Raw genomic sequence first — 21,924 nt, 5'->3', positions numbered from 1 at the left:
AGGCTTATCCACACCCCAACGCTGAGAAGAGATAGTCAGGTTCTTTAACCCGCCAGCCCATCCGCACGCGCACTGACCAGAAAACGGGCGTAACCAATCAGGTATAGAAAATACGCTGTGAGCCACAACACAAATGGCAATCCGACGCCGGCCAGCAGGTATATTTCCGGCCTCCAGATGGGAATCAATGTGCGCAACAATGCGGTAAGGAAAAGGGCCGCGAGCGCCGGCCAGATAACTCCCGGGAGATTCAGCGGGCGGCCGGTATGCCGCAATCCTGCAATGCAGAATACAGCCAGTATGGCAGTCCCCGCTGCCCCGGCCGATAGCGCATGGCGGCCGGCGTAACCCGGCAGGCCATCGACCAATCCGCTGATGCCGACCAGAATCAGACCAACGACCATCCACAAATAGGCCGTAGTCAGCAGCAACATGTACAACTTGCCCATGGCTTTGCCCCAGGGCCACTCGCTTAACCTGTCGGCTTGAGCCGCGGCAGCTGCCAGAGCAATCCAGCCGGTGACCGGGTGCCCGGGCGCCAGCAGATCGGCGGCCACAAAGAAGATAAGCGCAGTAACTGCCAGATGTTCGCGGGCAGGTGTCAGGCGTGGCGGGCCCGCTTCTCCGGCCTCTTTTTTCGCGACCGTCGCAATCACTCTCACAATGCGCGAGGCTGTCAGCGCGATAAGAACAAGCAATATATTGACGGCGGTGTTCAGCAGAACAAGAGGTGCCGGCAACGGTAGCCCCGGCCAAAGCCAGCTGAGATAAAATGCCCCCTGTACCAGAACAAATGCCAGCAATACCAAACCAATACTCAGGTGCCTGCGCCCTCCTTTAGTCAGTAGAGCTGGCGCTGCCCAGAAAAGTATGAAAAGCGGAAAGGCAATATTCAGCACTGCGACCAAGGGCCCCGGCAAACTGGCCGACAGCCAGATTGTCACCCTGCCAAGCAACCAGCAAATAACAAAAGCGGCCAGAACTTTACCGTCTATAGGCCGAACGCCCGCCCAGGAAGGAATAGAGGTCAACAGAAAGCCAACCAGAGCAGCGCTCGCAAACCCAAACAGCATTTCGTGGCCATGCCAAGCCAGAGGCATCATCGCCATGGGCAGTGTGAATTGCTGGAGCAGAGCGCCGACCCATGGAATTAGTGCCAGCGGCGCGTAAACGGCCGCTAACAGGAAAAACGGCCTGAATCCATAAGCAAGCCACGGGCTTTGAAAAAACACCCTCTCTGTCTTCATACTTTGCCTCCAGCGTTACTGGCCATTTCGCGGAGATAAAAATCACTGCCTGGCAGCTTGCCGCCAATGAATCCACTGGAAAGATCCGTGAGCGCTGTAAAAAACGCCTCAAGCCTTGGCCGGGACTCCGCAGCCGTAGCCATATGAATCCGCGTTCCAGGTATTGCGCCTTCAAAAACACTGGTCGCCAGGGGCGAATTTTGGCTGCCAATCAAAGCCGCTTCATTTGGTGTAGCAACCACCCAATCCACCGCGCGACTGATGGCGTGTTGTATTGCGGCAATCTGCTCCGGATGCTGATCCAGAAACTCCCGGCGACAAACAACCCCGGCTTGCGGCAGGTTCGGCTCCTCGCCGGTCAGCCGCGCCCACTCTTCCTGCAGATCCAACTCCGTCGGCATCTGACCAAACTGCGCAGTTTGCAGCCGCGTGGCGGTGCGCATGGGCTCAGGTAAAACCACTGCGTCCAGGCGTTGGGCAACAAACATTTGTACGGTTTCAAACGGGCTTGATTGATAGCTGACCTTCAAATCCCGGCCCACTTCCAATCCAGCCTTGCCAATAAGATACCGAAATACCAGGTCCGGCATATCTCCGCGCCAGGGTACGCCAATATGGCGCCCGGCAAGATCCTCCACGGATGCCAGCGGGCCTTTCTCTTTCAGCCCGAGCATTCCAAGGGTACCCCACACGTTTACATTCAACAGTACGAGTGGAACACCCCGGTTATATAGATTGGCGGCCACATTGGTCGGCGTTGCCGTAAGCATCACTTCAGCTCTGGCCAACCAGGCTCGAAGCTGGTCAGGATCTTTCCAGGCTTTTAACTCCGGCTCCGGAATCAGCTTTTTCACAGCTGGATCTTCCAGTGCCCTGGCCAGAATTACCTGCGGAATGCCGTAGGGTGTTGCTGCAATCAGCTTGCCGGATGACTGCGCGAAAGCTCTCTGGAAAGGCAAAGCCGACAATAACGCCGAGCTGGCGGCAAGCCTCAGCACATCACGCCGATTTATCCGATTCATGCCACCTCCGAATGCGGTTTATAAAGAAAGCACTCATTCACTACAGGTTGTCGCAACAAATCCGCAGCAGCCTCATACAGCCAGGTCTGGGTTCGGCTCCCAAAAGGCTCATTCACTTGATGTTCATAAACAATCTTGCCGGGCGAGCCCGAAATTACGACAACCCGATGAGCCAGCCGCAAGGCTTCGGTCAAGTCATGGGTTACCAAAAGGCTGGCAATTCCGCGCTCAACCACGAGGTGCTGAACAAGCTCTTGAGCTTCATTACGCAATCCGACATCCAGCGCGCTGAATGGCTCGTCCAGCAACAGGAAATCAGCCCCTATTGACAGTGCCCGGGCGAGAGCAACTCTTTGCTGCATTCCACCAGAGAGCTCATGGGGAAACAGCGTGTACTTGTCAGCAAGGCCGACCGAATCCGCCAGTTCCCGAGCCTTATCCAGTCGCTCTCTACGGGGAACGCCCCGAGCCTTCAAGCCGAGCGCGATGTTATCCAGCATGCGCCGCCAGGGCAGTAACCGCGGCTCCTGAAACACCCCTGCCGTGCAGACGAAGCCGTTTTCCACCGACCCATCGGAAATCTCAACCAACCCGGCAGCAACTCTCAGCAGGCTGGTTTTACCGCATCCTGAAGGCCCGACAAGGCACACAGATTCGCCGGGCTGAACGCACAAATCGACAGCCTCAAGAATTTTGTTCGGCCCCAGTTCCAAGGAGGCGTTGCGAAGATTCAACATGGTTTTTCCTGAGTAGCGCCTTGGCGCCATGGCTCCATCTTTTTTTGTAACGGCCTCAGAAAGCCGTGCTCGGCAACCAGCAAAAGTGCCACTACGACCAAAATCCAGGCCATGGCACCGGCCGTATCGAGATTAACCCGCGCCATTGCCAAACCAGCTCCAACGCCTTCCTCCGTGGCGAACAGCTCTGCCATCACCGTTACCTTCCAGGCTACGCCCAGCGCCGTGATCAAGGCTGGAAACACATAAGAGACGATATGGGGCAGATAGAAATCCCACAAACGCATCCAGCCGGGCACACGATAAACGTCGCCCATCTCCTGCAAACGCTTATCGAGCGTGCGGGCACCAATCTGCGCACCCGCAAAGGTAACTGGCAAGGTGGTTGCCGCTACGGTGTAAATAGCCGCCATTGAACCACTGCCAAACCAGAGAATGGCCAGCACAATCCAGGCTATCGGCGGAATCCCCAGCAACACAGTCGATACCGGCTCCAATGCTCGTCCAAGCGTATGAGACAGGCCAGCCATCAGGCCCAGCACCAGCCCGGCTAACGAGGCCAAAGCAAACCCGGTCATTGCTCTCCAGGTTGTCGCCCAGACCGCTCCCCAAAGCTCTCCTTGTTGCCAGAAACCCTTTATAGACGCCAGAGCATCCCGAGGTCCGGGTAGCAGAAAGCTGCCGTAGTTCAGGCTGCCCCATTCCCATAAAGCCACAAACAGCAATATACCGGTCAGGCTGCCACCCCAACTCAAACTGACTCGAAACAAACTGCCCATAATGAAACGCTCATTGCCAGAGACATCAAGGATAGCTGTTACTTTCTCATGATATCTTGACTAAACTCAAATGATATTCATTTGCATTTAACTTATCATTAATAAATTGCCGTTCGCATATCGTCAATACCAACATCACACCCGGAGCCTTCATGAATCCTAACCGCCTATGCATTGCCATACTGTCACTATCCGCAACCCCCGCCCTCTCGATTCCGGCATTTGCGCAAAAACAAGTGCAACTGGACGAGCTGGTTGTGACTGCAAAAGGCTACGAATCCGACACGCTGGAAACGGCCAGCGCCATTGAAAAGCTGAACCCCGGCGAAGCCTCGGCATCAGACAACGCCGGTAACCTGTTCAAAGGCAAGCCAGGCCTGGCCATTCAGGGTGATGGCGGCGCCTGGGGTGGTAACCCGGTTATCCGAGGGTTAAAAAAAGAAAGTGTTGTCATGTTAGTAGATGGGGTTCGGCTCAACTCAGCCCAACCCCAAGGGGCGATTGCCTCTTTAGCCGCTATGAGCTTGCTTGAGAGTGTAGAGGTGGTAAAAGGTCCGGGTTCCGTACTGCATGGAACTGGTGCATTGGGTGGCGCTATTAACCTGCGCACACCGGAAGCACAATTTACGGAGACTGCGGAAACTCACGGCCGCTTCTCCGGCAGTACTGGCACAGTAGACAGCAGCCTCGCCGGAGGCGCTCTGGTTCAACTCTCGAGCAAAAACCATGGCCTGGTTCTCGGTGCTGCCGCCAAAGATATAGACGATTATGAAACCCCGGATGACGAGGTGAAGAACAGCGGTTATCGCTCTGAATCCCTTTTGGCTAAATACGCCTACCGCCTTACCGATGATCAGAAACTCACCCTGAATCTGCAAAATCACGAAGACCGTGAGGTCTGGTACCCAGGCTCGGCAAAACCCGGCCCGGCTGGTAATGGCACGCTAACAATCCACTCTCCGAAACAAACCCGAATCCTGGCGGAACTTGGCTATGAAGCCACAATCGCATCCGGAACATTGGAAGCCAGTATCTACAGGCAAGAAGTAGAGCGTGAGATAAGAGCCTTCTGGGATTTCAAGGATCGCAACCAGGTCTGGAACGACGTCAGCTTTGATACGGATGGCGCCAAGGCACAGTACAGAATGGCTATCGGCGATGCCCACCTGCTTACGGTTGGGCTGGAAGCCTGGGAGATGACAGCAGACCCGGAGCGGTTTACTTACAACCCACCGATGTCGAATACCGCAATATCCAATTCTCCCTTCCGGGATGGGGAAATACAGAGCCAGGGTGTTTTTGTGCAGGACGACATTGCCACAGGCGACTGGAATATTCAGATTGGCGCCCGATACGACAAAGTGACCGGCGATGCACGGGTGGTGGGTAACGGTCCGGGCGCGCGCACGAACGGCCTGAAAAACAGTACTGAAACACTTTCCTGGTCGACCGGCGCCATCTACAACCTGAGTGCGATGGTCAACCCTTACGTTTCAGTGGGAACGGCCTACCGTGCTGCAGATATGCGCGAACGCTTTGAAGACGCATCCCGTGGCGACGGATACTTCCACAAAGGAAACCCACAGCTGGATCCGGAAAAATCCACCAGCGCTGAAATTGGCCTCAAAGGACGTGGTCGCCTGGGTGAGTATCAGCTCGCAGCATTTTACACCCGGATCGATGACTACATCGCCGGTCGGGTAACCGGCACCAATAATCCGAACAACAACCTGCCCATCAAACAAACAGAAAACCTGAATGAAGTGACAATCTACGGTGCCGAAGCCGGGTTCATTATGCCTCTGGAGGCGCTGAGTGCCACTGCCCCTGCAGTTGATCTCGATGGCAGCCTTACCTGGCTTCGGGGCAAAAACCGACAGGATAACGAGCCGCTGTACCAGATGCCGGCACCGGAACTCACCCTCGGTGTAGGCCAACATTTCCGCCCGGGCTTCAACTGGCATGGCCAGGTTCGTGCGGTGGCTGAACAGGACAGAACAGCGGATATCTTCTCCAACAATACGGAAAGCAGCACACCCGGCTATGCAACCATCGATATATCACTGGGGTGGGATTTTGGCTCAACCGGTGATCTGAGTAACCTGAAGGTAACCCTGGAAGGCAACAATCTGCTAGACAAGCGTTACCGGGAACACCTGACAGATGGTGAAACCCTGTCACCTGGCAGGGGGCTTGTTGCAAAGCTTGAAGGTAGCTTCTAATTCGGGATGATCAGAAGGCTCCGAAACCAGGGGCCGTCATCACAGGCTAAAGTTAAAACGAGTCCTCTCGCGACGAGTCCTTCGGGGGCAGGTTCCTCAGCCAGTCGTTAGCTTCGCCAGCCCCCAGCGTATGAGCACGCTTCAGGGCTTGACGTGCCAACACCCATCTGCCCCAGCCGTGAGCCAACTGGCCGAGGCGCAGCCAATCGTCAGCCTGTTCGCTTTGCCTGGCAAGCGACTGCCAGGCCGCCAGTGCGTGATCATGATCTCGGGCGGCCTGCCATGCAGATGCCAGCATTCGCCGATGCTCAAAGCTGTCTTTCAGGGCACCATCTGACAGCGACTGCGCGAGCAGCTCGGCGGCGCGTGCGGGGGTACCTCCCGCTAAATGCAGGCGAATGCGCTGCACCAAATCATCGCTGCCAGCCAACGCGCCGCGCTGCCAGCCCGCCTCCCAAATCGCTGCGGCACGCCCAGTATCGCCCAGCTGCTGGGCCAGACCTGCCGCTCGCCGCCACTCGGTGGCATCGTTGCCGGCCTGTTTCAAGCGCTTGTCGATAATCGCAAACGCCCCGCCTTTGTCACCGGCACGCTGAAGTACAGTGGCTGCAAAGACGCTGTGCTGCTCATCTGGTGTCGTTTCAAGCTCAAGTGCAGCTGCAACCCACGAGGCCGCCGCGCTCCACTGCCCATCCTCAGACAGCAACTGCGCCATCAGCCAGCGGTCAGTAGCGCTGCCTGCATGGCGCTCAAGCCAATTACTGAGCAAGTCACGTGCCTGTTGCGTTTGATTGGCCTTCAACCGCAGTCTGGCTTCCTGATACTGCCAGCGATCCACCTGTGCAGGCTCCATGTCGCGAATGCCACGGGCCTTTGCCAGAAGCTCAGCGGCCGCTGCGGCGTTATCCAAACGTGCCTCTGCGCTGGCAGCCAACTGCAGATATAGCGCCCTCGCCCAACGATCGGACGCATTACCCCCTTCCAGCCGCTGCGCCTGGGCTCGGCCATGATGACGCACTTTGGCATACTCGCCACTCTGAAGCTGGCGTTCCATCGACTTGAGATCAGCAATCATGTCGCCCGGCAGCGTCGGCGCCGCCACTGCCAACTGTGCCAGCAGCACTATGGTCGCTACCAGCCAGACTTTGACCAGTTTTTGCCAGTGGGTTTTCATCTCAATTTAAACTCCAGACGCTGCCGGGCCCGGCGCAGACCTCGCGCAGGCTCGAAGCGCCAGTCTGCAATTGCCTGCCGTGCCACTTGCTCAAACACCTTTCGCGGGCGCGCTTCAAGAACTTTGAGGCTGCCGGTGTCGACGCTGCCATCGGCGCGAATCACAAACTGCACCACCACATGCCCTTCCAAACCGCGACGCCGGGCACGGGAAGGATACTGCGGTGGTACACGACGCGTGGGCCGAACCGAACTGCCCACGTCCACCACCGGTTCCCGTAACGATGCTGGCGCTGGCTCAGCGACGAGCTGAGGCTTGGGCTCAGCACTGGGTGCCGGGCTGGGTAGCAGCTTTGGCTGTAACTTTGGTTGCGGTTCAGGTGCAGGTGGTGTTTCGATAAGTTCAGGCAGTGGCGCGTCCAGTTCGACCTCTGGCGTCTCACGCGGTGGCAATTCAGGGCTGGGAAGGGTAATCATGCTATCGGTATTTTGCGCGAAAGCCGGCGGCGCAACCGCCGGTGGTGGTGGCGGTAAGCTAATCTGCGTGGTTATCGGCTCAGGTGGCGACAGATCGGCAGGCGCATCGGAAAGCTCGGTCAGGCTCAGCGTCATTTCCTCTAGTGGCTTGGGTGCCTGAGGCGGGACCACTAGCCAGGCCAGCAGTATAAAAACCAGCAGCGCCAAGCTCGAGCCGGCCAGCAAGCCAAAGGGGTAGCGCATCAGCCACCGCTCCGCTGGGCCGCCACAGCCACTTGTTCCACGCCAGCATCACGGAGGCGATCCATCACCTCGATCAACACCCCAGTAGTCGCATTGCGGTCGGCCTGGATGACGACCGAGCCATCATCGCTGACCAGCCCTGATACCTGCGTGCCTACCCGATGAATATCCACCGGTTCGCCATCAATCCATACTGCGCCTTCCGGCGTGATCGCCACCAGCACCTGAACATCGGAACGCGGCGTGGCCGCACTGGACTCAGGGCGCTCGATTTCCACGCCACTTTCCTTGATGAAGCTGGTAGTGACAATAAAAAAAATCAGCATGATAAAGACGACATCCAGCATCGGGGTCAAATTGACCTCACTGGACTCCTCGTCTACGGCTCCCACCCGGCGTCTACGCATGGGTGTCCTCCGCGGCGCGAGCAAGACGGTCGTGCAGCCGCTGCTGCTCGCGCCGAATGATATGCTCCAGGCGGGTAATGAATAGCAGCCCCACCACTGATACTGCCATTCCACTCAGCGTAGGCAATGTAGCTCGTGCCACGCCGCCTGCCATGGCGCGAGCCTGGTTAACCTCACTGACCGAGAGGCTGTCAAACACGCTGATCATACCGGTTACTGTGCCCAGAAGACCCAGCAGCGGACATATCACCACCAGCAGCCTGAGCCATGGCAAAGGCCCCCGCAGGCCGGCGATCAGCTCATTGGTCCACACCCCCCGCAGGGTCAACGCGCCCCAGCTGCTGTGCTCATCGCATGCCAGCCAGCGTGCCACCAGAGAGCGCCGGGCGGGACAGTAGTGAAAGCGAAAGAACCACCAGCGCTCCAGTGCCACGCTGAACAACAACATGGCCACGCCCGCGATCACTACCAGTACCGGGCCACCGGACTCGATCAGACCGGCAAGGGGTTCAAGCCAGTGCATCAGCATGGCGTTTCGCACCGGTTAAAGGGGCAGCGGACGACGTGACGTCGGCCACAAGACGATCAGCGAGCACGGCACTGGCACGACCTTCCATGCTGCTGATCAGAGCCCGGCTGCGGCTGGTAAGCGCGGTATGGGCAAACAGCAGCGGCACAGCCGTGATCAGCCCCAACACAGTGGTGACCAGCGCCTGACTGATGCCACCGGCCATCAGCTGCGGATCACCGGTGCCGAACACCGTGATCGCCTGAAAGGTCACGATCATACCTGTTACGGTGCCCAGCAGACCAAGCAGCGGCGCAATGGCAGCCAACATTTTAACCAGCGCCTGACCGCGCTCAATGCGCGGTTGCTCTGCGAGCATCGCTTCGTCCAGACGTGCCTCAAGCGCCTCGGGTACATGCTCGGCACCAGAGACCTGGAAGCGCTTGAGTACACGGCCCAGGGGATTGTCATCGCGCAGCCGCTCTAGATCAGCGAGCTGACGGCGCTGAGTCAGTGTGACGCGCAGCAGATAGGTATATTGCATCAACGCCACCAGCAGCCCCAAGGCGCCCAGGGCGACCACCACGTAGCCGACGGCACCGCCCTGCTGGAAACGCTGCCACAGAGTCGGCTGCTGCGCCATGGCCTGCAATACTCGTCCATTGACGGGATCGAATGGTACAACCTCGCTGCTGCCCTGCTGGAATGCCGCCAGACGCTCAGCAACGGCTCGCGGCGTATGCCCTGTCACTACCAGCCGCCCCTCGTCACCGGAGCGCTCCAGCAACTGACCATTGCTGGCCGCCAGCAGCGCACCAATGCGCACCACCGCCTGCTCGCGTCGCTGGCCATCGGCACCGGCGACGTCTGCGTTAAACTCGGTAACCCGTGCGGTTTCTCGAGTCAACGTCATCAGGCTATCGGCCAACGATTCGATCTGGCCCACATCCAGAATATCGCTGCGGCTCAAGCGTGATGGCAATTGCGCTTCGCCGCCCAACGTCAGCCAACTCTGCGACAGCTCATCACGAAGCTCGCCACCGATACCTGCCACGGCAGAGAACACCGCGTCCAGATCACCACTCTGCTCCACTCGCTTAGCCTCGAGCCTGCTTAGCTCATCACTCTGGGCCTGTAGCTGCGTTTCCAGTATCTGACGACGTTCGCGCGCCACGGCGAGTGCGGCACCGGCATCCTCTAATGCCTCCTTCAGCGCATCTGCATCGCGTGACAGCTCGGCTAACCGCGCACGATCTCGCGCCTCAGCAGCCTTGCGCTCTTCACGCAAAGTCTGCATCGTGTCACGAGCGCCGGAAACCGCTGTCACATCACCATCCACCGACTGAGACTGTGCTTGTGCAACCAGCAGTGGCAAACTGCACAGCATCAGGGTCAACAGTCCGCGCATCACTTGCGAGCGGATGCTCATGATCTGTGCTCCTCGGCGACGAATTGGGAAGAAGGCTGAGAGAGCGGCAGGTCTAATAACGTAGGCGGGCGCTGTTCACGCACAATGTCAAGCCCCTTACGCACCTCGGCAATGCCATCACTGTCGAGCTGTTGCCAACGAGCCTGCTCCACTTTCCAGACGCCGCCTTCACTGCCATCTGGCGTCACGTAATACCAGCCCACACGCCCGACTCTCAGGAACTCGACGTCTCGTGCCGCACCGCTCTGAGACACTCTCAGCTCACCACGCCAGGCATCAAACTCAAGACCATAATCCAGTTCGCTGCGCCAAGCGGCCAGCACGCGTTCAAACTTTTCAGCACGCCCCAGTTCGGCATTAGCAAGCATCGATTCAAGGCTGCCCACCCTGGCCATGCGCTCCTGTTTTAGATAAGGCATGTCAGCCTCAACCCACAGACGCAGTCGCTCGAGCAACCTACCCATCAGACCAGGCAGTGCCTCCCGCGTTCCGTTCAGGCTGTCCAGCGCAGCAAGGCGTCGTTCAAGTGTCTTGGCCTGACCCTCAACCTGCGGTGCCAGCTCAGCGTTATAAGCCGTTAGCCGACGCAGCTCCTCACGGGCCTGACGCAGTGCGTCAAGCCTGGCGCGTACCTCATCGTCGGTGCTGTCGATACGCGCCTGAAGTTCAGCCTGAGTAAGCTGGGCTTCCAACACGTCATCATATAGCGCCGTACCATCGCTGGCGTTCGCAGCCAGGCTTATGGCTAAGAGGGAAAGCAGCCCAATCTGCAGCCTGACCCCCCCTGTAAATTTGTCGACCACGTTCATCTCCCAAAGGTACGCAAAACGCGCTAGCAGGCTAGCTGAAACGACAATTGCCGTCAATGCGAACAGGAATCGTTTTTGTTCAGACGGCAGGCAGACACTAACCCTGGTGAACAGATCAACATTGAACAACCCGCTGATAACTTTGCTCGCTGCGCTCCGCACCTGGCACCAGAGCCACTCACAACGGCTCGGTAACAACACATTGCCCAAAAGTGATGACAATTGTCATACCTAAATGACAATCATTATCATTAACATGAATTCCTATTACCCTTGCAGGATTAATCCATCACCGCCGTAAGTAAAACTCGTTTAGGAGAAAACAGTCCATGACGTCCACACCCCCTACCAGAAGAAGGCACAGCTCACAGAAATATCGGTGGAGACACCCCGTGATCCCTTTGGCTCTGGTAATTTCCTGCACCGGCGTAGCGCAGGCAGACGACGCTGAACGAAACACGCTCGCCACCCCTGATGCCGATGCTGCCGAAGAGCTCAAACCCATCCTGGTCACCGCCGATGGGGATAGCGACGAAATCAAGCAGGAAGAGGTTTACACCAAAAACGTCTCCAACCTTTACGTTGACAAGGAAGAACTCGACCGATTCCAGACTGCCAACCCCGGCGATGTCTTCAAGGGCATGAACGGGGTGTACAGCATGGACACTCGCAGCAGTCAGTCCATTACCCCCAATATTCGCGGCATCACCGGCGAAGGGCGCACACCGCTGACCGTTGATGGTACCGAACAATCCACCAACGTCTGGCTGCATTTCTTCGGCGCAGGTAACCGTAGCTATATCGACACAGCCCTGCTGCGAAGCGTGGAAGTGGAAAAAGGCCCATCACTAAGCCGGGGCATCAAAAGTGGTGCCGGTGGGGCGGTGAGCATCAGGACCATCGAACCCAGCGATATTATTCCCGAGGGCGACAATTTTGGCATAGAACTCAATGCGGAAACCTCCGGCAATACCAGCAAGCCACGATTCGACGCTTCATCCTTGTACGGCCAGGATTACCGCAACATACCCGGCGCGGAACGGGCGGCTGTCACCACAATCAACGTGCCCTCGCCGAACCCACGCACCAAAGATGATGGGGAGATCCTGAACTTCGAAGACCATGCGGAAACACTGGCTATTGCCGGGCAAAACGAGTTTCTGGATATCTTGCTGGCCTACAGTGAACGCACCACGGGCAACTATTACGCAGGGGAAGAAAACGCCGACAAGTATTCGGGCCACGACCCTTACGCCGAAGACACCACCGACAGATACATTCCGAACCTGACCAAGCTGTATTACCCAGGCAACGAAGTGTTCAATACCGCCAACGAAACTAAGACCACCCTGGTGAAGAACAACTGGTACCTGCCCAACAACCAGAAGCTCGGCCTACAGTTCATGCGAACGGACTCCACTTTCGGAGAGACCACACCCGGCAACTCAATACTACTGTGGGGCTACAGGGAGGGCGCAGAGCAGGCAGAGCCAGACCGCGACTGGGAAAACGAACGGCAGTTCGTGCTCGAATACCCACACTCGGATTTACGGCTCGACCGGTACCGCCTCAGTTACGACCTCAAGCCCACCGGATCGGACTGGCTGGATCTGGAAACCAGCCTATGGCACACCAAAGCCGAGGGCACCCGCTACCAGACCGGCGCCAGCCCTTACACCATTGATATCGATCAGGACACCTACGACGAGCTGCACTTCTGGGAAACCATCTGGGAGGAAGTCGCCCCCGGTATGATGCCGGAACCGGAGCACGACGGCACCATCGTCTCCAAGGGCCGACAGTGGACCAACCACGACCGCACCGGTTTTGATTTCAGCAACCTGATGCGCTTGACCGACTCCCTGCAATTTACTTTTGGTGGCGGCTACCAGAAGGAAAAGCTGGACGAAGGGATAACGGGGGTCAATTCCTTGGTCAGCACAACCGGGGGCGTAGCACCGGACGGCGGCTTTCTGTTTGCATCCACCGACCGTCTCGGCCCGCGCTCGGGCGAGCGTGAAGAATACTCGGCCATGATAAACCTGGCCTGGCAGCCCACCAACTGGCTCAACCTGACCGCCGGCACCCGCTACCTGCGCTACACAGGCAAGGACACCGGCACCGCAAAACGCCGCAGTCAACAGGAGGCGTTTTATGCAGCACAACGGCGCTTGGCCGGACTGGAGCTGGAATACCAGGAGCTGATGTCACCCGAAGAAAAGACGGAACTGGAACGTTTGAGCACGGCGTACGAAAACGCACGTGTCTCAGTTGACCCTAATGACCCTGCAAACTTTGAAACCTACGAATTCATCCATCATGCCAGTGGAGGTGATAGTTATCTCACCGGCTCTTTCCTAACAGGAAACGCCGAATACCGGGATGCCGCGACAGAGCTGGTGAGTTTTCTGTCTTCACAGGATGCGACCAGCTTTTCGAACCTTGGTAACGAAACGCTCCTTAACGCGGACGGCTCTGCCAATACCGATGAGTTTGATAACGCTCTATTTGGCCTCCTCAGGACAAACCCTAATGATATAAGAAACGGAAACTACTGGGAGAAGCGCGTTCTTCTGCCCGCCAAGGATGGCAAGTATGATTCGTCCCAGAACCCCTTTGCCAACGGCGAGGTGGACGCCACCGAAGTGGTGGAGGATCCCTACAACCCGGGCGCGACCGTGCGCCGGGTCATCCCCAAGGGAGTCTATGGCAGGCGAACCTACGACAATATTGATACCGGTAAGGCTTGGGAAATGCCCGAGGAGCAATCCGGCGACTCCTTCAGCCCGGTACTGAGCGCCACCGCCCGGGTCACCTCTTATGGCACCGCATTCCTGCGCTACGCACAAACCACCCGCTTCCCCAGCGTTAACGAGTTGACCTCCAGCGCCATCATCGACGGCGGCGGCACGGTTGGTAATCTCGCCGTGAACGGCGCAAGCAAACCCGAGCGCAGCACCAACTGGGAGCTGGGCTACAGCCACGACCTCACCCAGCTCTTCCCCGACCTTCGGTTTGCCGACGTTCGCCTGAGCTACTACGACACCGAGATCGAGAACTTCATCGACCGGGACCTATATTACAACGTTATTCAGTTCGACAAGAAGAAAACCAGCGGCATCGAATTGCAGTCCCGCTTCGATACAGGCGGGTTTTACGGCAGTCTCGGCGCCTCCTACCGGCTGAAGCAGAAACTCTGCGACCGTGATTATGCCTCGGGCATGGACCCCTACTACAACCGCATTCCCAGCTGTGTCACCGGCGGCTTTCCCGGCACCTACAGCGGCAGCAGCATGCTACCCGAGTATTCCATTGACATGACCCTTGGCACCCGCCTGCTGAATAACCGCCTGGACATGGGCTGGCGCGGCACCTACCACTCCGCGGTGGAAAACGACCAACTGGACAACCTGCTGGACTCCGAGGCGGGTATCTCAGCTTATAACGATTTCGCCATCCGGGATGCCTGGTTCCGCCAGGGGGTAGACACCTTCTATACCCAGTCAGTGCTGCTGCATGACCTCTACGCCAACTTCCGGGTGAACCCCTCCATCACCTTCAAGCTGGGGGTAACCAACGTTACCGATGAATACTATCTGGATCCCATGGCCAAGACCCTGATGCCGGGGCCGGGGCGTACCCTGACGGCAGGGCTGAAGGTTAATTTCTAGCTTTTTTGCTGGTTTTTTTTGAAAAAACCAGTCTTTCATCACTGTTAACCAAAAGGAAATGGATATGAAAAAGTCAACATTAACACTGGCAATCATGGCACTGGTGGGCAGCGGTGCCGCCTTTGCGGCATCCCCGAATGTGCAGGGCGGCAGCTCCGATACCTCGGGCGTTGAAACCGGAAAGTCAAACCACACTCTGTTCAAAGGCAATAACTCAGGGGTCGCCCTGAACGGCGCCAGCAGTTATATCGACCTGGCCGGCGGCCCGGTCAACGGTTCCAACAACGCCATCGATGACCATGGCAACGGCGCCATTATGACGCCTGCTGATATGGGTCTGTTTGGCGGGCTTTCCGTCGCCCAGGTATGGAAGGCCGACGCATCGGTGAACGGCGGCGGCAGCACCTACGCCAACTTCGCTATCAACAGCGTGCGCCAGATCACTACGCTTTCCTTCGCGCCGCAGTTCGGCGGACTGGTGATTGGCCAAGTGGGCGCCAACAGCACCGGCTCCGCTGCCGACCCTGCGGTTCCTCTGTCAGTGGGCAACGGCGTGTACTTTGGCGAGTGGGCACCTCGGGCGACCGGGACACCACCGCAGGACAGCACCGACCTGAACATGGCCAGCAATTACCGGACCGTTTGGTACGTGGGAGACAATGCCGTTCAGGCAACACCGGATTTGGTAAATGCCGAGTACAACGTGATTGGTATTCGCCAAACCGGTGAGGGCACCAACCTGCCCGGCTCGCCTGAGCTTTACACCGGGGTACTGGCGGCCAACTACTGTTCCAGCTGCAGCAACAAGCTGACAGGGTCCATCACCCGTGGTAGTGATTCGGTGAATTTCACCAACGCCAATGTTGCTATTCAGGCCAGTGGCGGCTTCAGTGGCAATGACATCAGCGGCAAATTCTACAACAACGCTGAGGCTCTGGCCGGTATCTACACCGGTGGTACAAGTGCGGCGGACCATGTTGCCTTTGGCGGTAGCCACAACGGCAATGGTTCCATCTCGCAGTAAGATTTGACCACTCTCCACTGGCTGCCACCAGTAAAGAGCGTCAAACAGGGCGATGCCGGATGGGTTCCGTTCGGTATCGCTTTCGGGAGCACCTTCGGAGGCCGGTTCGCCGGTCTCCATTCTAATGCACGTACAATCGTTGTGGAAATATCCTATGTCTTGCCGTTTCACCGCCATGGGGCTGCTCGTACTGGCATGCCTTGTTGCGCCCGGCCTCCGGGCTGACGACGATGATACGCGTTTTATGCAGGACCAGACCCGCCGCACCCTGGAACAGCAAACCCGGGGTGAGGAAGAGCTGGCTGCTCCACCCGGCACGCTGATGTATGAAGGCCAGCGCTACCAGGTTCCAACCACCCTGGAGGCTCTGGCACCCGCCATCTACGTGGCTATCAACACCAATCAGTGGTCGCAGTTGCCCGGGTTCATTGAACGTTACCGACAACTGCCCGGCCACCGTCCAGCCCTCGTGGCTATGGCCGAAAGCCTGTTCGCCCGTTTCAAAAACAACTATCCCCTGGCTTTGCAGCGGATGGAGGCAGCCAACGACTTGGAACCGGACGATGCCCGCATCCTGCTGGAGTTGGCACGGCTACGGTTTGAAGACCACCAGGATCAGGGCGCGCAAAAAACCTTTAATAGGGCACTGGCCGCAGGGCTACCGCCACAGGCGCAGAGGCTGGTACAGCAATACCGGCAAGCACTGGATATCCGTGCCGAATGGCATGGCAGCATTGCCTTTGGCCTCGGCTATAACGACAACATCAACCAGGCCAATGGGTATTATTCTTGCCTGAGTGAGTTTGCAGGAATCTGCTTATTCGAGCGACAAATGCCCAAACCGATTGAATCGGCAATGGCAACTTATGAACTGTCTCTGCAGCGCCGCGTCAACCTGTCGGGCAACCACAACCTGCAATTCCGCCCCGTAAGCTATGGCAGCTATTACCCGGAAAACACCCCATCCGAAACCGCCGTCATAGAGGATTTCAGCACCAATCTTGCACTGTTGCAGGCGGGGTATCAGTATCTGAATACTCGGAATAACATCAGCGCGACGCCCTATCTTGAGCATTATTATCGCAACCGCTCCAGCGAATACCTCGCTCACGGCCTGGAACTGGAATGGCGCCATTCGTTCAACCGGCAATGGCAGGTGGGCACCAGTCTCGATGCAAAACGTTATGAATACACCCGCAATGGGCAAAACATCGGCACTGATTACAAACGCTACCAGTGGGACACCAATGTATCGTACATGCCTCAGCTCAGCACCAGCCTGTATGGCGGGTTTGCGCTGAGCCGCAGTAAGTACGATCTGAAACAAGCCAGCAGCAAAGATTGGGCTTTGCGTGCGGGTATCTATCACGCGTTTTCCGGTCAGGCAGGGTTGTTTGTCAATGCGCTGGGTGTCTACCGCAACAGCCATAACGATGCCCATGACTTTTTTCTGGGAGATCGTCGCCGTGATCACCAACAGGTGTATATCCTTAGCGCTGGCACTGGCAACTGGAAGATTGCCGGAATGAACCCCGAGCTCAAGGTGCGCCACAGCATCAATGACAGCAATCTGGACTGGGCATTCGGTTTTGAGCAGACCGAGATAAGCCTGATGCTAAGGCGCAGTTTCTGACCCTTTCGTTCCTTACACGTAAAACATGATTTTGGCCAGGATCACGATCAGCACCATATGAGTAAATACGCTGTAATGGGTCAATTTGAACCGGCGGGATGTCATACAGTTACAAAGCGAGGCTCGAATGGCGGTTACAAAATGCACTAAAACGCTGACCGCCAGCAGAACCTTGATTGTCAGTAAGGTTGAGAAAGTACTTGAAAACGGGGGATACCAGCCCTCCAGATAAACGCGCCATAACAGGCCAACACCCGATGCAAACAGCAGTACAACAACGAAGGGCATAAAGCGCCGGGCCCGGGTATGAATACCCGCCTCGACCAGCTCCATCATGTTATCCGGCAGATGCCTACGGATGGGTTCCAGAAAAAGAACCTCGAAAGCAACGACACCGATGAACAGAATGGCGCAACTCAGATGAACGACTAACAAAACGGGGTATTCCATAAACGTTTCCTAACTCCATTGCAGATAAAGCCTTACCTCTTGGGAATCACTATTATCCGCATTGAAATCACAAATGATGATGACTATTATCAACAGGCTCAGGAGGACACCCCATGGAGGAGTTAGCCAGAACTACCCCGTTTGGCAAGTTACCATTAAACAGTCTCAGGAAACTGACTTACGACGCCCGCACGCCATTGGTCAACCGAGGTGAACACGTCTTTCGTCAGGGCGACAGGCTGGAGCACTATTTTCTGTTGCAGTCCGGTTGTGTTCGCCTATACCGACTCGGGGCAGAAGGGTACGAAAAGGTCTACCAGGAAATTCACGAGGGTACCGTGTTTGCCGAAACTGTCGCGTTTCAGGCGGACAGACTCGCTCCTCTCTCTGCGATAGCCGTCCGCAATAGTAAGCTGTTGCAATTGAATAGTTCAGGCCTACTGGAGCTGTTCGAGAACAATTCAGAGTTTGCTCTGGCAGTCGCGGAAAATATGGCCGGCAACCTCTACTTGGCCGTCAACCGAATCGACCGGCTTACGGTCAATAAATCCGGGCAACGGCTGGTTATGTTTTTAGCTGAGCTCTGTCAAATCCAGAATACTCGATGGCTTAAATTGCCCTTCACGCAAGGGATACTCGCACGGCAACTGAATATCGAGCCAGAGACGCTCTCCCGGATGCTCGCAAAGTTCAGGGAAGCGGGCTGTCTGAGCGTGAAGGGTAAAGAGTGCGTCATCCTGGATCCGGGTCAGCTGTGCTCGTTGGTCAACCTCCCGGAGGCCACTCTGACCCGTAAGCACGTGGGCAACACCTCTTCCGACTTGCTGCGCTGTTGTGGCGTTCGTTGAATGGCCTCTTCACTCCCGTAATTCAAACGCCTCCGATTGAAGCGCCAACAATTGCCTGAGTTCTTTAATATCCTGTGCCGAGATACCGCTATTCCCTATCTTTGGATTAAGCATTTGCTCGCTCCGGGCTACTTGCACGTAAAACCGTTGCACTCCCCGCCTGGCAAGCTGTTCGCTGATGTCCAGAACCTGGCCCATGCTGTGCAGAGTGCCATGCCAGGTCATTCGACACTCAAAATTCACTTGAGTCTTCTGCAGGGTTTCAATGGCAGCCCAGCTGTCTCGACCGGAGCGGCTGCAAGTCGTCACGTTTTGGTATCCGGATGGCAGCGCCTTGATATCCAACCCGACCCAATCCACCCATGGTAGCAAGGAGCGGAGAGATTTCAGACTGGGTGCACCGGTGTGCAAGCCATTTCGAAACCCCATTTCCCGGGTTTCCTGCAGTGCTGGCAACAGTGCCTTCTGGATTGTGGGTTCGCCACCACTGAACACCACGGCGTCCAGCAGTCCCCGACGCCTTTGCAAGTGGCTACGCACTTGCTTCCAGGTGACCGCACCGTCCGTTGGTTTTAAAGGGATAAGGTGTGGGTTGTGGCAATAATGGCAACGCCAGGGACAACCCTGCAGAAACAGGGTCGTCGCCAGGTGTTGCGGATAATCTACGGTGGAAAAGGCTGCCATACCACCTATCACCAGGTTATCCGCAAGCATGTCAACGTTCCCTGAAGTGGGTGCGTTCGCGATGTTCTGACTGTTTGCCTTTGTTGAAGGCAGAAACAGGGCGATGATAACCCATCACCCGCGTCCATACCTCACAGCGCTGACGCTGTTGCTCGCTGGGAAGCTTCTGGTTTTCCATAATGTTCTCCTTTACATTTTCTTCTCGGGAAAATCCGGCAGGTAGCTTTGTTAGCAGCCACCTGCCAGCTATGTCGGAGCATCGCTCCGAAATTCAGACAATAGCCGGAACCACTGCTTGCAATGGCTGGCCAGCCATCAGTAACTCGTCACATTTCGGACAAAATTCGTGCTCGCCGTTGAGATAGCCATGCACAGGGCAGATAGAGAAAGTGGGTGTTACCGTGATATAGGGCAGCCGGTAGTTTTCCAGTACCCGCCGGACAAACCGGCCACAGGTAGCTGCGTCACTGATACGTTCACGCATATACAGGTGCAGCACAGTGCCACCGGTGTAGCGGGTCTGTAGCTCATCTTGCAGGTCCAGTGCCTCAAAGGGGTCATCCGTAAAGCCTACCGGCAACTGGCTGGAGTTGGTGTAGTACGGTGCGTCATGCGTACCCGCCTGTAGGATGTCCGGAAAGCGTTTCTGGTCTTCCTTGGCAAAACGATAGGTGGTGCCTTCAGCTGGAGTTGCTTCAAGGTTGTAGAGATTCCCGGTCTCTTCCTGGAACTCTTTCATTCGCTCTCGAACATGGTCCAGCAAAGTCAGCGCAAAGGCCCTACCCCAATCGGTAGCAATATCTTCCTTATCGTCCGAATAATTCCGGATCATTTCATTCAGGCCATTCACGCCAATGGTAGAAAAGTGGTTTCGCAAAGTGCCAAGATAACGCTGGCTATATGGCAGTAGGCCGTCCGCCATATGCTGGCCAATAACCCGGCGCTTGGTTTCCAGGCTATCCCGGGCCAGCTCCATCAGCTCATCCAGCCGTTCATACAAAGCCTGCTTACGCCCTTTGTAGAGATAGCCCAAACGGGCACAGTTAACGGTTACCACGCCAAGAGAGCCGGTTTGTTCTGCTGAGCCAAACAGGCCATTGCCCCGCTTGAGCAGCTCCCTCAGATCCAGTTGCAAACGACAACACATGGAGCGAACCATGCTGGGCTCAAGATCCGAGTTCAGGAAATTCTGAAAGTATGGCAGGCCATACCGCGCCGTCATTTCAAACAGGCGCTGAGCGTTTTGGGATTCCCAGTCGAAATCCCGGGTAATGTTGTAGGTGGGAATCGGGAAGGTGAACACCCTGTTCTTGCTGTCTCCAGCCGTCATCACCTCAATGTAGGCCCGGTTGATCATGTCCATTTCCAACTGTAGGTCACCGTAACTGAAGGGCATTTCTTCCCCGGCAATCACCGGTATCTGCTCCCGAAGGTCTTCCGGACATACCCAGTCAAACGTGATGTTGGTAAATGGCGTTTGGGTGCCCCACCGTGAGGGCACGTTGAGGTTGTAGACAAACTCCTGAATACACTGAAGTACTGATTCGTAACTCAAGTTGTCTTTGCGGACAAACGGCGCCAGGTAGGTATCAAAAGAGCTGAAAGCCTGAGCGCCTGCCCATTCGTTCTGCAGGGTTCCCAGAAAGTTCACCATCTGGCCGATGGCACTCGACAGATGCCTGGGCGGGGCCGCTTCCACCTTGCCGGGCACACCGTTCAGGCCTTCGTGCAATAACGTGCGCAAAGACCAGCCAGCACAGTAACCACTGAGCATGTCCAGATCGTGTATATGAATGTCTGCGTCACGATGTGCCTAACCAATGTTCTGTGTGTAAACATCATTAAGCCAGTAGTTGGCAATGACTTTACCAGCAGTATTCAGAATCAGGCCGCCCAGAGAGTAGCCCTGGTTAGCGTTGGCGTTTACCCGCCAGTCGTTACGCTGAAGGTATTCGCTGATGGTTGCCGAGATATCCAGCAAAAATGGCTTTACAGGCTCGGGGGTTACGGGGGTGGCTGGCATGATGTTCCTCCTGGAATCGCGTCAGGTATTTTCCCTTCGCGTACGCAGGAGGTCGCACACGGGGAATCGACCCGTGCTTCAACCAGCCGCTCACCCTAGTCGCGAAGGTGCAGTGTATTTTGCCTTGGCAGGTCTTCGGACTCAGGGGCACGACCTTCCGGCTCTGCCTTGCGTGGCGACTTCCCGGCTTGCGCCAGTGTCTTCATTACCACGCTTGTTCCCCAATACCGCTGCGCGTCAGTTCCGGTCTCTCACCGGATTCCCAGCCACCAAACACAATATATAGTGGCAACCCAAGACAAAAACACTATATACGCCACTAAAGCGAATTTCAAACAGTAAGCAGCTCAACCCCGCTTCAAGGTGACTTCCTGGCTTAGCGGAACAACTCCGGGCTTGATAAAGTGGATAAAAGAAGCTTGCACTACTGCCCCATTTCAGCATGGTCTGCGCTGTAGAGATGAGCAGTTCTGAACTGTGTTTCTAGGCAATGACAAAGTCAGATGCCTTTAACACCACGCCAACCAGCAACTACATG

Annotated in this window: 18 protein-coding genes, 1 pseudogene and 1 riboswitch; of the genes and pseudogenes, 5 read left to right on the top strand and 14 right to left on the bottom strand. The window is 56.6% G+C overall.

Annotation, left to right across the window (positions count from 1 at the left end; translation table 11 throughout):
• Positions 1-44: 44 nt before the first annotated feature.
• From ACTHYN_RS12580 to ACTHYN_RS12565, 4 genes are read right to left on the bottom strand one after another with little or no spacing between them, the layout of a single operon-like run.
• Complete coding sequence (locus ACTHYN_RS12580; protein ID WP_441808198.1) at positions 45-1,247, bottom strand: NnrS family protein; 1,203 nt, start codon at positions 1,245-1,247, stop codon at positions 45-47.
• The gene (locus ACTHYN_RS12575; protein WP_441812790.1) at positions 1,244-2,269 is read right to left on the bottom strand and encodes an ABC transporter substrate-binding protein; all 1,026 of its coding nucleotides are present in this window, start codon (positions 2,267-2,269) and stop codon (positions 1,244-1,246) included. The genes ACTHYN_RS12580 and ACTHYN_RS12575 overlap by 4 nt, the downstream gene beginning before the upstream one ends.
• Positions 2,266-3,006 carry an ABC transporter ATP-binding protein gene (locus tag ACTHYN_RS12570; RefSeq protein WP_301515053.1) on the bottom strand — a complete coding sequence of 247 codons (741 nt, stop codon included), beginning with the start codon at positions 3,004-3,006 and terminating at the stop codon, positions 2,266-2,268. Before ACTHYN_RS12570 ends, ACTHYN_RS12575 begins: the two co-directional genes overlap by 4 nt.
• Positions 3,000-3,785 (bottom strand): ABC transporter permease, encoded by a 786-nt coding sequence (locus ACTHYN_RS12565; RefSeq protein ID WP_301515052.1) that lies wholly within the window; start codon positions 3,783-3,785, stop codon positions 3,000-3,002. The genes ACTHYN_RS12570 and ACTHYN_RS12565 overlap by 7 nt, the downstream gene beginning before the upstream one ends.
• Positions 3,786-3,937: 152 nt before the next feature.
• Here ACTHYN_RS12565 and ACTHYN_RS12560 point away from each other — a divergent pair, with 152 nt between their 5' ends.
• Positions 3,938-6,007, top strand: coding sequence for a TonB-dependent receptor plug domain-containing protein (locus ACTHYN_RS12560; protein WP_301515051.1), 2,070 nt, complete (start codon positions 3,938-3,940; stop codon positions 6,005-6,007).
• A gap of 52 nt (positions 6,008-6,059) precedes the next feature.
• On the opposite strand, the gene ACTHYN_RS12555 is transcribed toward ACTHYN_RS12560, so the two are convergent.
• From ACTHYN_RS12555 to ACTHYN_RS12530, 6 genes are read right to left on the bottom strand one after another with little or no spacing between them, the layout of a single operon-like run.
• On the bottom strand, positions 6,060-7,181 hold the full coding sequence (locus ACTHYN_RS12555; protein WP_301515050.1) for a tetratricopeptide repeat protein: 1,122 nt from the start codon (positions 7,179-7,181) through the stop codon (positions 6,060-6,062).
• Entirely contained in the window at positions 7,178-7,900 is a 723-nt protein-coding gene (locus tag ACTHYN_RS12550) for a TonB family protein (RefSeq protein WP_301515049.1), read from the bottom strand. The genes ACTHYN_RS12555 and ACTHYN_RS12550 overlap by 4 nt, the downstream gene beginning before the upstream one ends.
• A complete protein-coding gene (locus tag ACTHYN_RS12545; protein ID WP_301515048.1) occupies positions 7,900-8,307 on the bottom strand; it encodes an ExbD/TolR family protein in 408 nt (135 codons plus the stop codon). Before ACTHYN_RS12545 ends, ACTHYN_RS12550 begins: the two co-directional genes overlap by 1 nt.
• Positions 8,300-8,836, bottom strand: a complete 537-nt coding sequence (locus tag ACTHYN_RS12540) for a MotA/TolQ/ExbB proton channel family protein (protein ID WP_301515047.1) — start codon at positions 8,834-8,836, stop codon at positions 8,300-8,302. Before ACTHYN_RS12540 ends, ACTHYN_RS12545 begins: the two co-directional genes overlap by 8 nt.
• Positions 8,817-10,244, bottom strand: a complete 1,428-nt coding sequence (locus ACTHYN_RS12535) for a MotA/TolQ/ExbB proton channel family protein (RefSeq protein ID WP_301515046.1) — start codon at positions 10,242-10,244, stop codon at positions 8,817-8,819. The genes ACTHYN_RS12540 and ACTHYN_RS12535 overlap by 20 nt, the downstream gene beginning before the upstream one ends.
• The gene (locus tag ACTHYN_RS12530) at positions 10,241-11,047 is read right to left on the bottom strand and encodes a DUF3450 domain-containing protein (protein ID WP_441812789.1); all 807 of its coding nucleotides are present in this window, start codon (positions 11,045-11,047) and stop codon (positions 10,241-10,243) included. The genes ACTHYN_RS12535 and ACTHYN_RS12530 overlap by 4 nt, the downstream gene beginning before the upstream one ends.
• Positions 11,048-11,445: 398 nt before the next feature.
• On the opposite strand from ACTHYN_RS12530, the gene ACTHYN_RS12525 reads away from it, so the two are divergent.
• From ACTHYN_RS12525 to ACTHYN_RS12515, 3 genes are all read left to right on the top strand, one after another.
• Complete coding sequence (locus ACTHYN_RS12525) at positions 11,446-14,724, top strand: TonB-dependent receptor domain-containing protein (RefSeq protein WP_441812788.1); 3,279 nt, start codon at positions 11,446-11,448, stop codon at positions 14,722-14,724.
• A 64-nt stretch (positions 14,725-14,788) separates the two neighbouring features.
• Positions 14,789-15,748, top strand: a complete 960-nt coding sequence (locus ACTHYN_RS12520) for a hypothetical protein (protein ID WP_441812787.1) — start codon at positions 14,789-14,791, stop codon at positions 15,746-15,748.
• A gap of 154 nt (positions 15,749-15,902) precedes the next feature.
• A complete protein-coding gene (locus ACTHYN_RS12515) occupies positions 15,903-17,381 on the top strand; it encodes a surface lipoprotein assembly modifier (RefSeq protein WP_441812786.1) in 1,479 nt (492 codons plus the stop codon).
• Positions 17,382-17,393: 12 nt separating this feature from the next.
• On the opposite strand, the gene ACTHYN_RS12510 is transcribed toward ACTHYN_RS12515, so the two are convergent.
• On the bottom strand, positions 17,394-17,831 hold the full coding sequence (locus ACTHYN_RS12510) for a CopD family copper resistance protein (protein ID WP_441812785.1): 438 nt from the start codon (positions 17,829-17,831) through the stop codon (positions 17,394-17,396).
• Between the two features lie 113 nt (positions 17,832-17,944).
• Here ACTHYN_RS12510 and ACTHYN_RS12505 point away from each other — a divergent pair, with 113 nt between their 5' ends.
• On the top strand, positions 17,945-18,679 hold the full coding sequence (locus ACTHYN_RS12505) for a Crp/Fnr family transcriptional regulator (RefSeq protein WP_441812784.1): 735 nt from the start codon (positions 17,945-17,947) through the stop codon (positions 18,677-18,679).
• Positions 18,680-18,688: 9 nt separating this feature from the next.
• Here ACTHYN_RS12505 and ACTHYN_RS12500 read toward each other — a convergent pair whose 3' ends face one another.
• The 3 genes and pseudogenes from ACTHYN_RS12500 to ACTHYN_RS12490 form a co-directional block, all read right to left on the bottom strand.
• Entirely contained in the window at positions 18,689-19,393 is a 705-nt protein-coding gene (locus ACTHYN_RS12500; protein WP_441812783.1) for an anaerobic ribonucleoside-triphosphate reductase activating protein, read from the bottom strand.
• Between the two features lies 1 nt (position 19,394).
• Positions 19,395-19,541, bottom strand: a complete 147-nt coding sequence (gene nrdD / locus ACTHYN_RS12495; RefSeq protein ID WP_441812782.1) for an anaerobic ribonucleoside-triphosphate reductase — start codon at positions 19,539-19,541, stop codon at positions 19,395-19,397.
• A 93-nt stretch (positions 19,542-19,634) separates the two neighbouring features.
• Positions 19,635-21,320 (bottom strand): annotated as a pseudogene (locus ACTHYN_RS12490) (ribonucleoside triphosphate reductase); the annotation flags it as partial.
• 175 nt (positions 21,321-21,495) lie between these two features.
• Positions 21,496-21,698, bottom strand: a riboswitch (cobalamin riboswitch).
• Positions 21,699-21,924 lie beyond the last annotated feature (226 nt).

It is taken from the genome of Marinobacter sp. (assembly GCF_052091845.1).
Classification (GTDB): Bacteria; Pseudomonadota; Gammaproteobacteria; order Pseudomonadales; family Oleiphilaceae; genus Marinobacter.
This window is presented reverse-complemented; position numbering and strand designations above follow the sequence as displayed.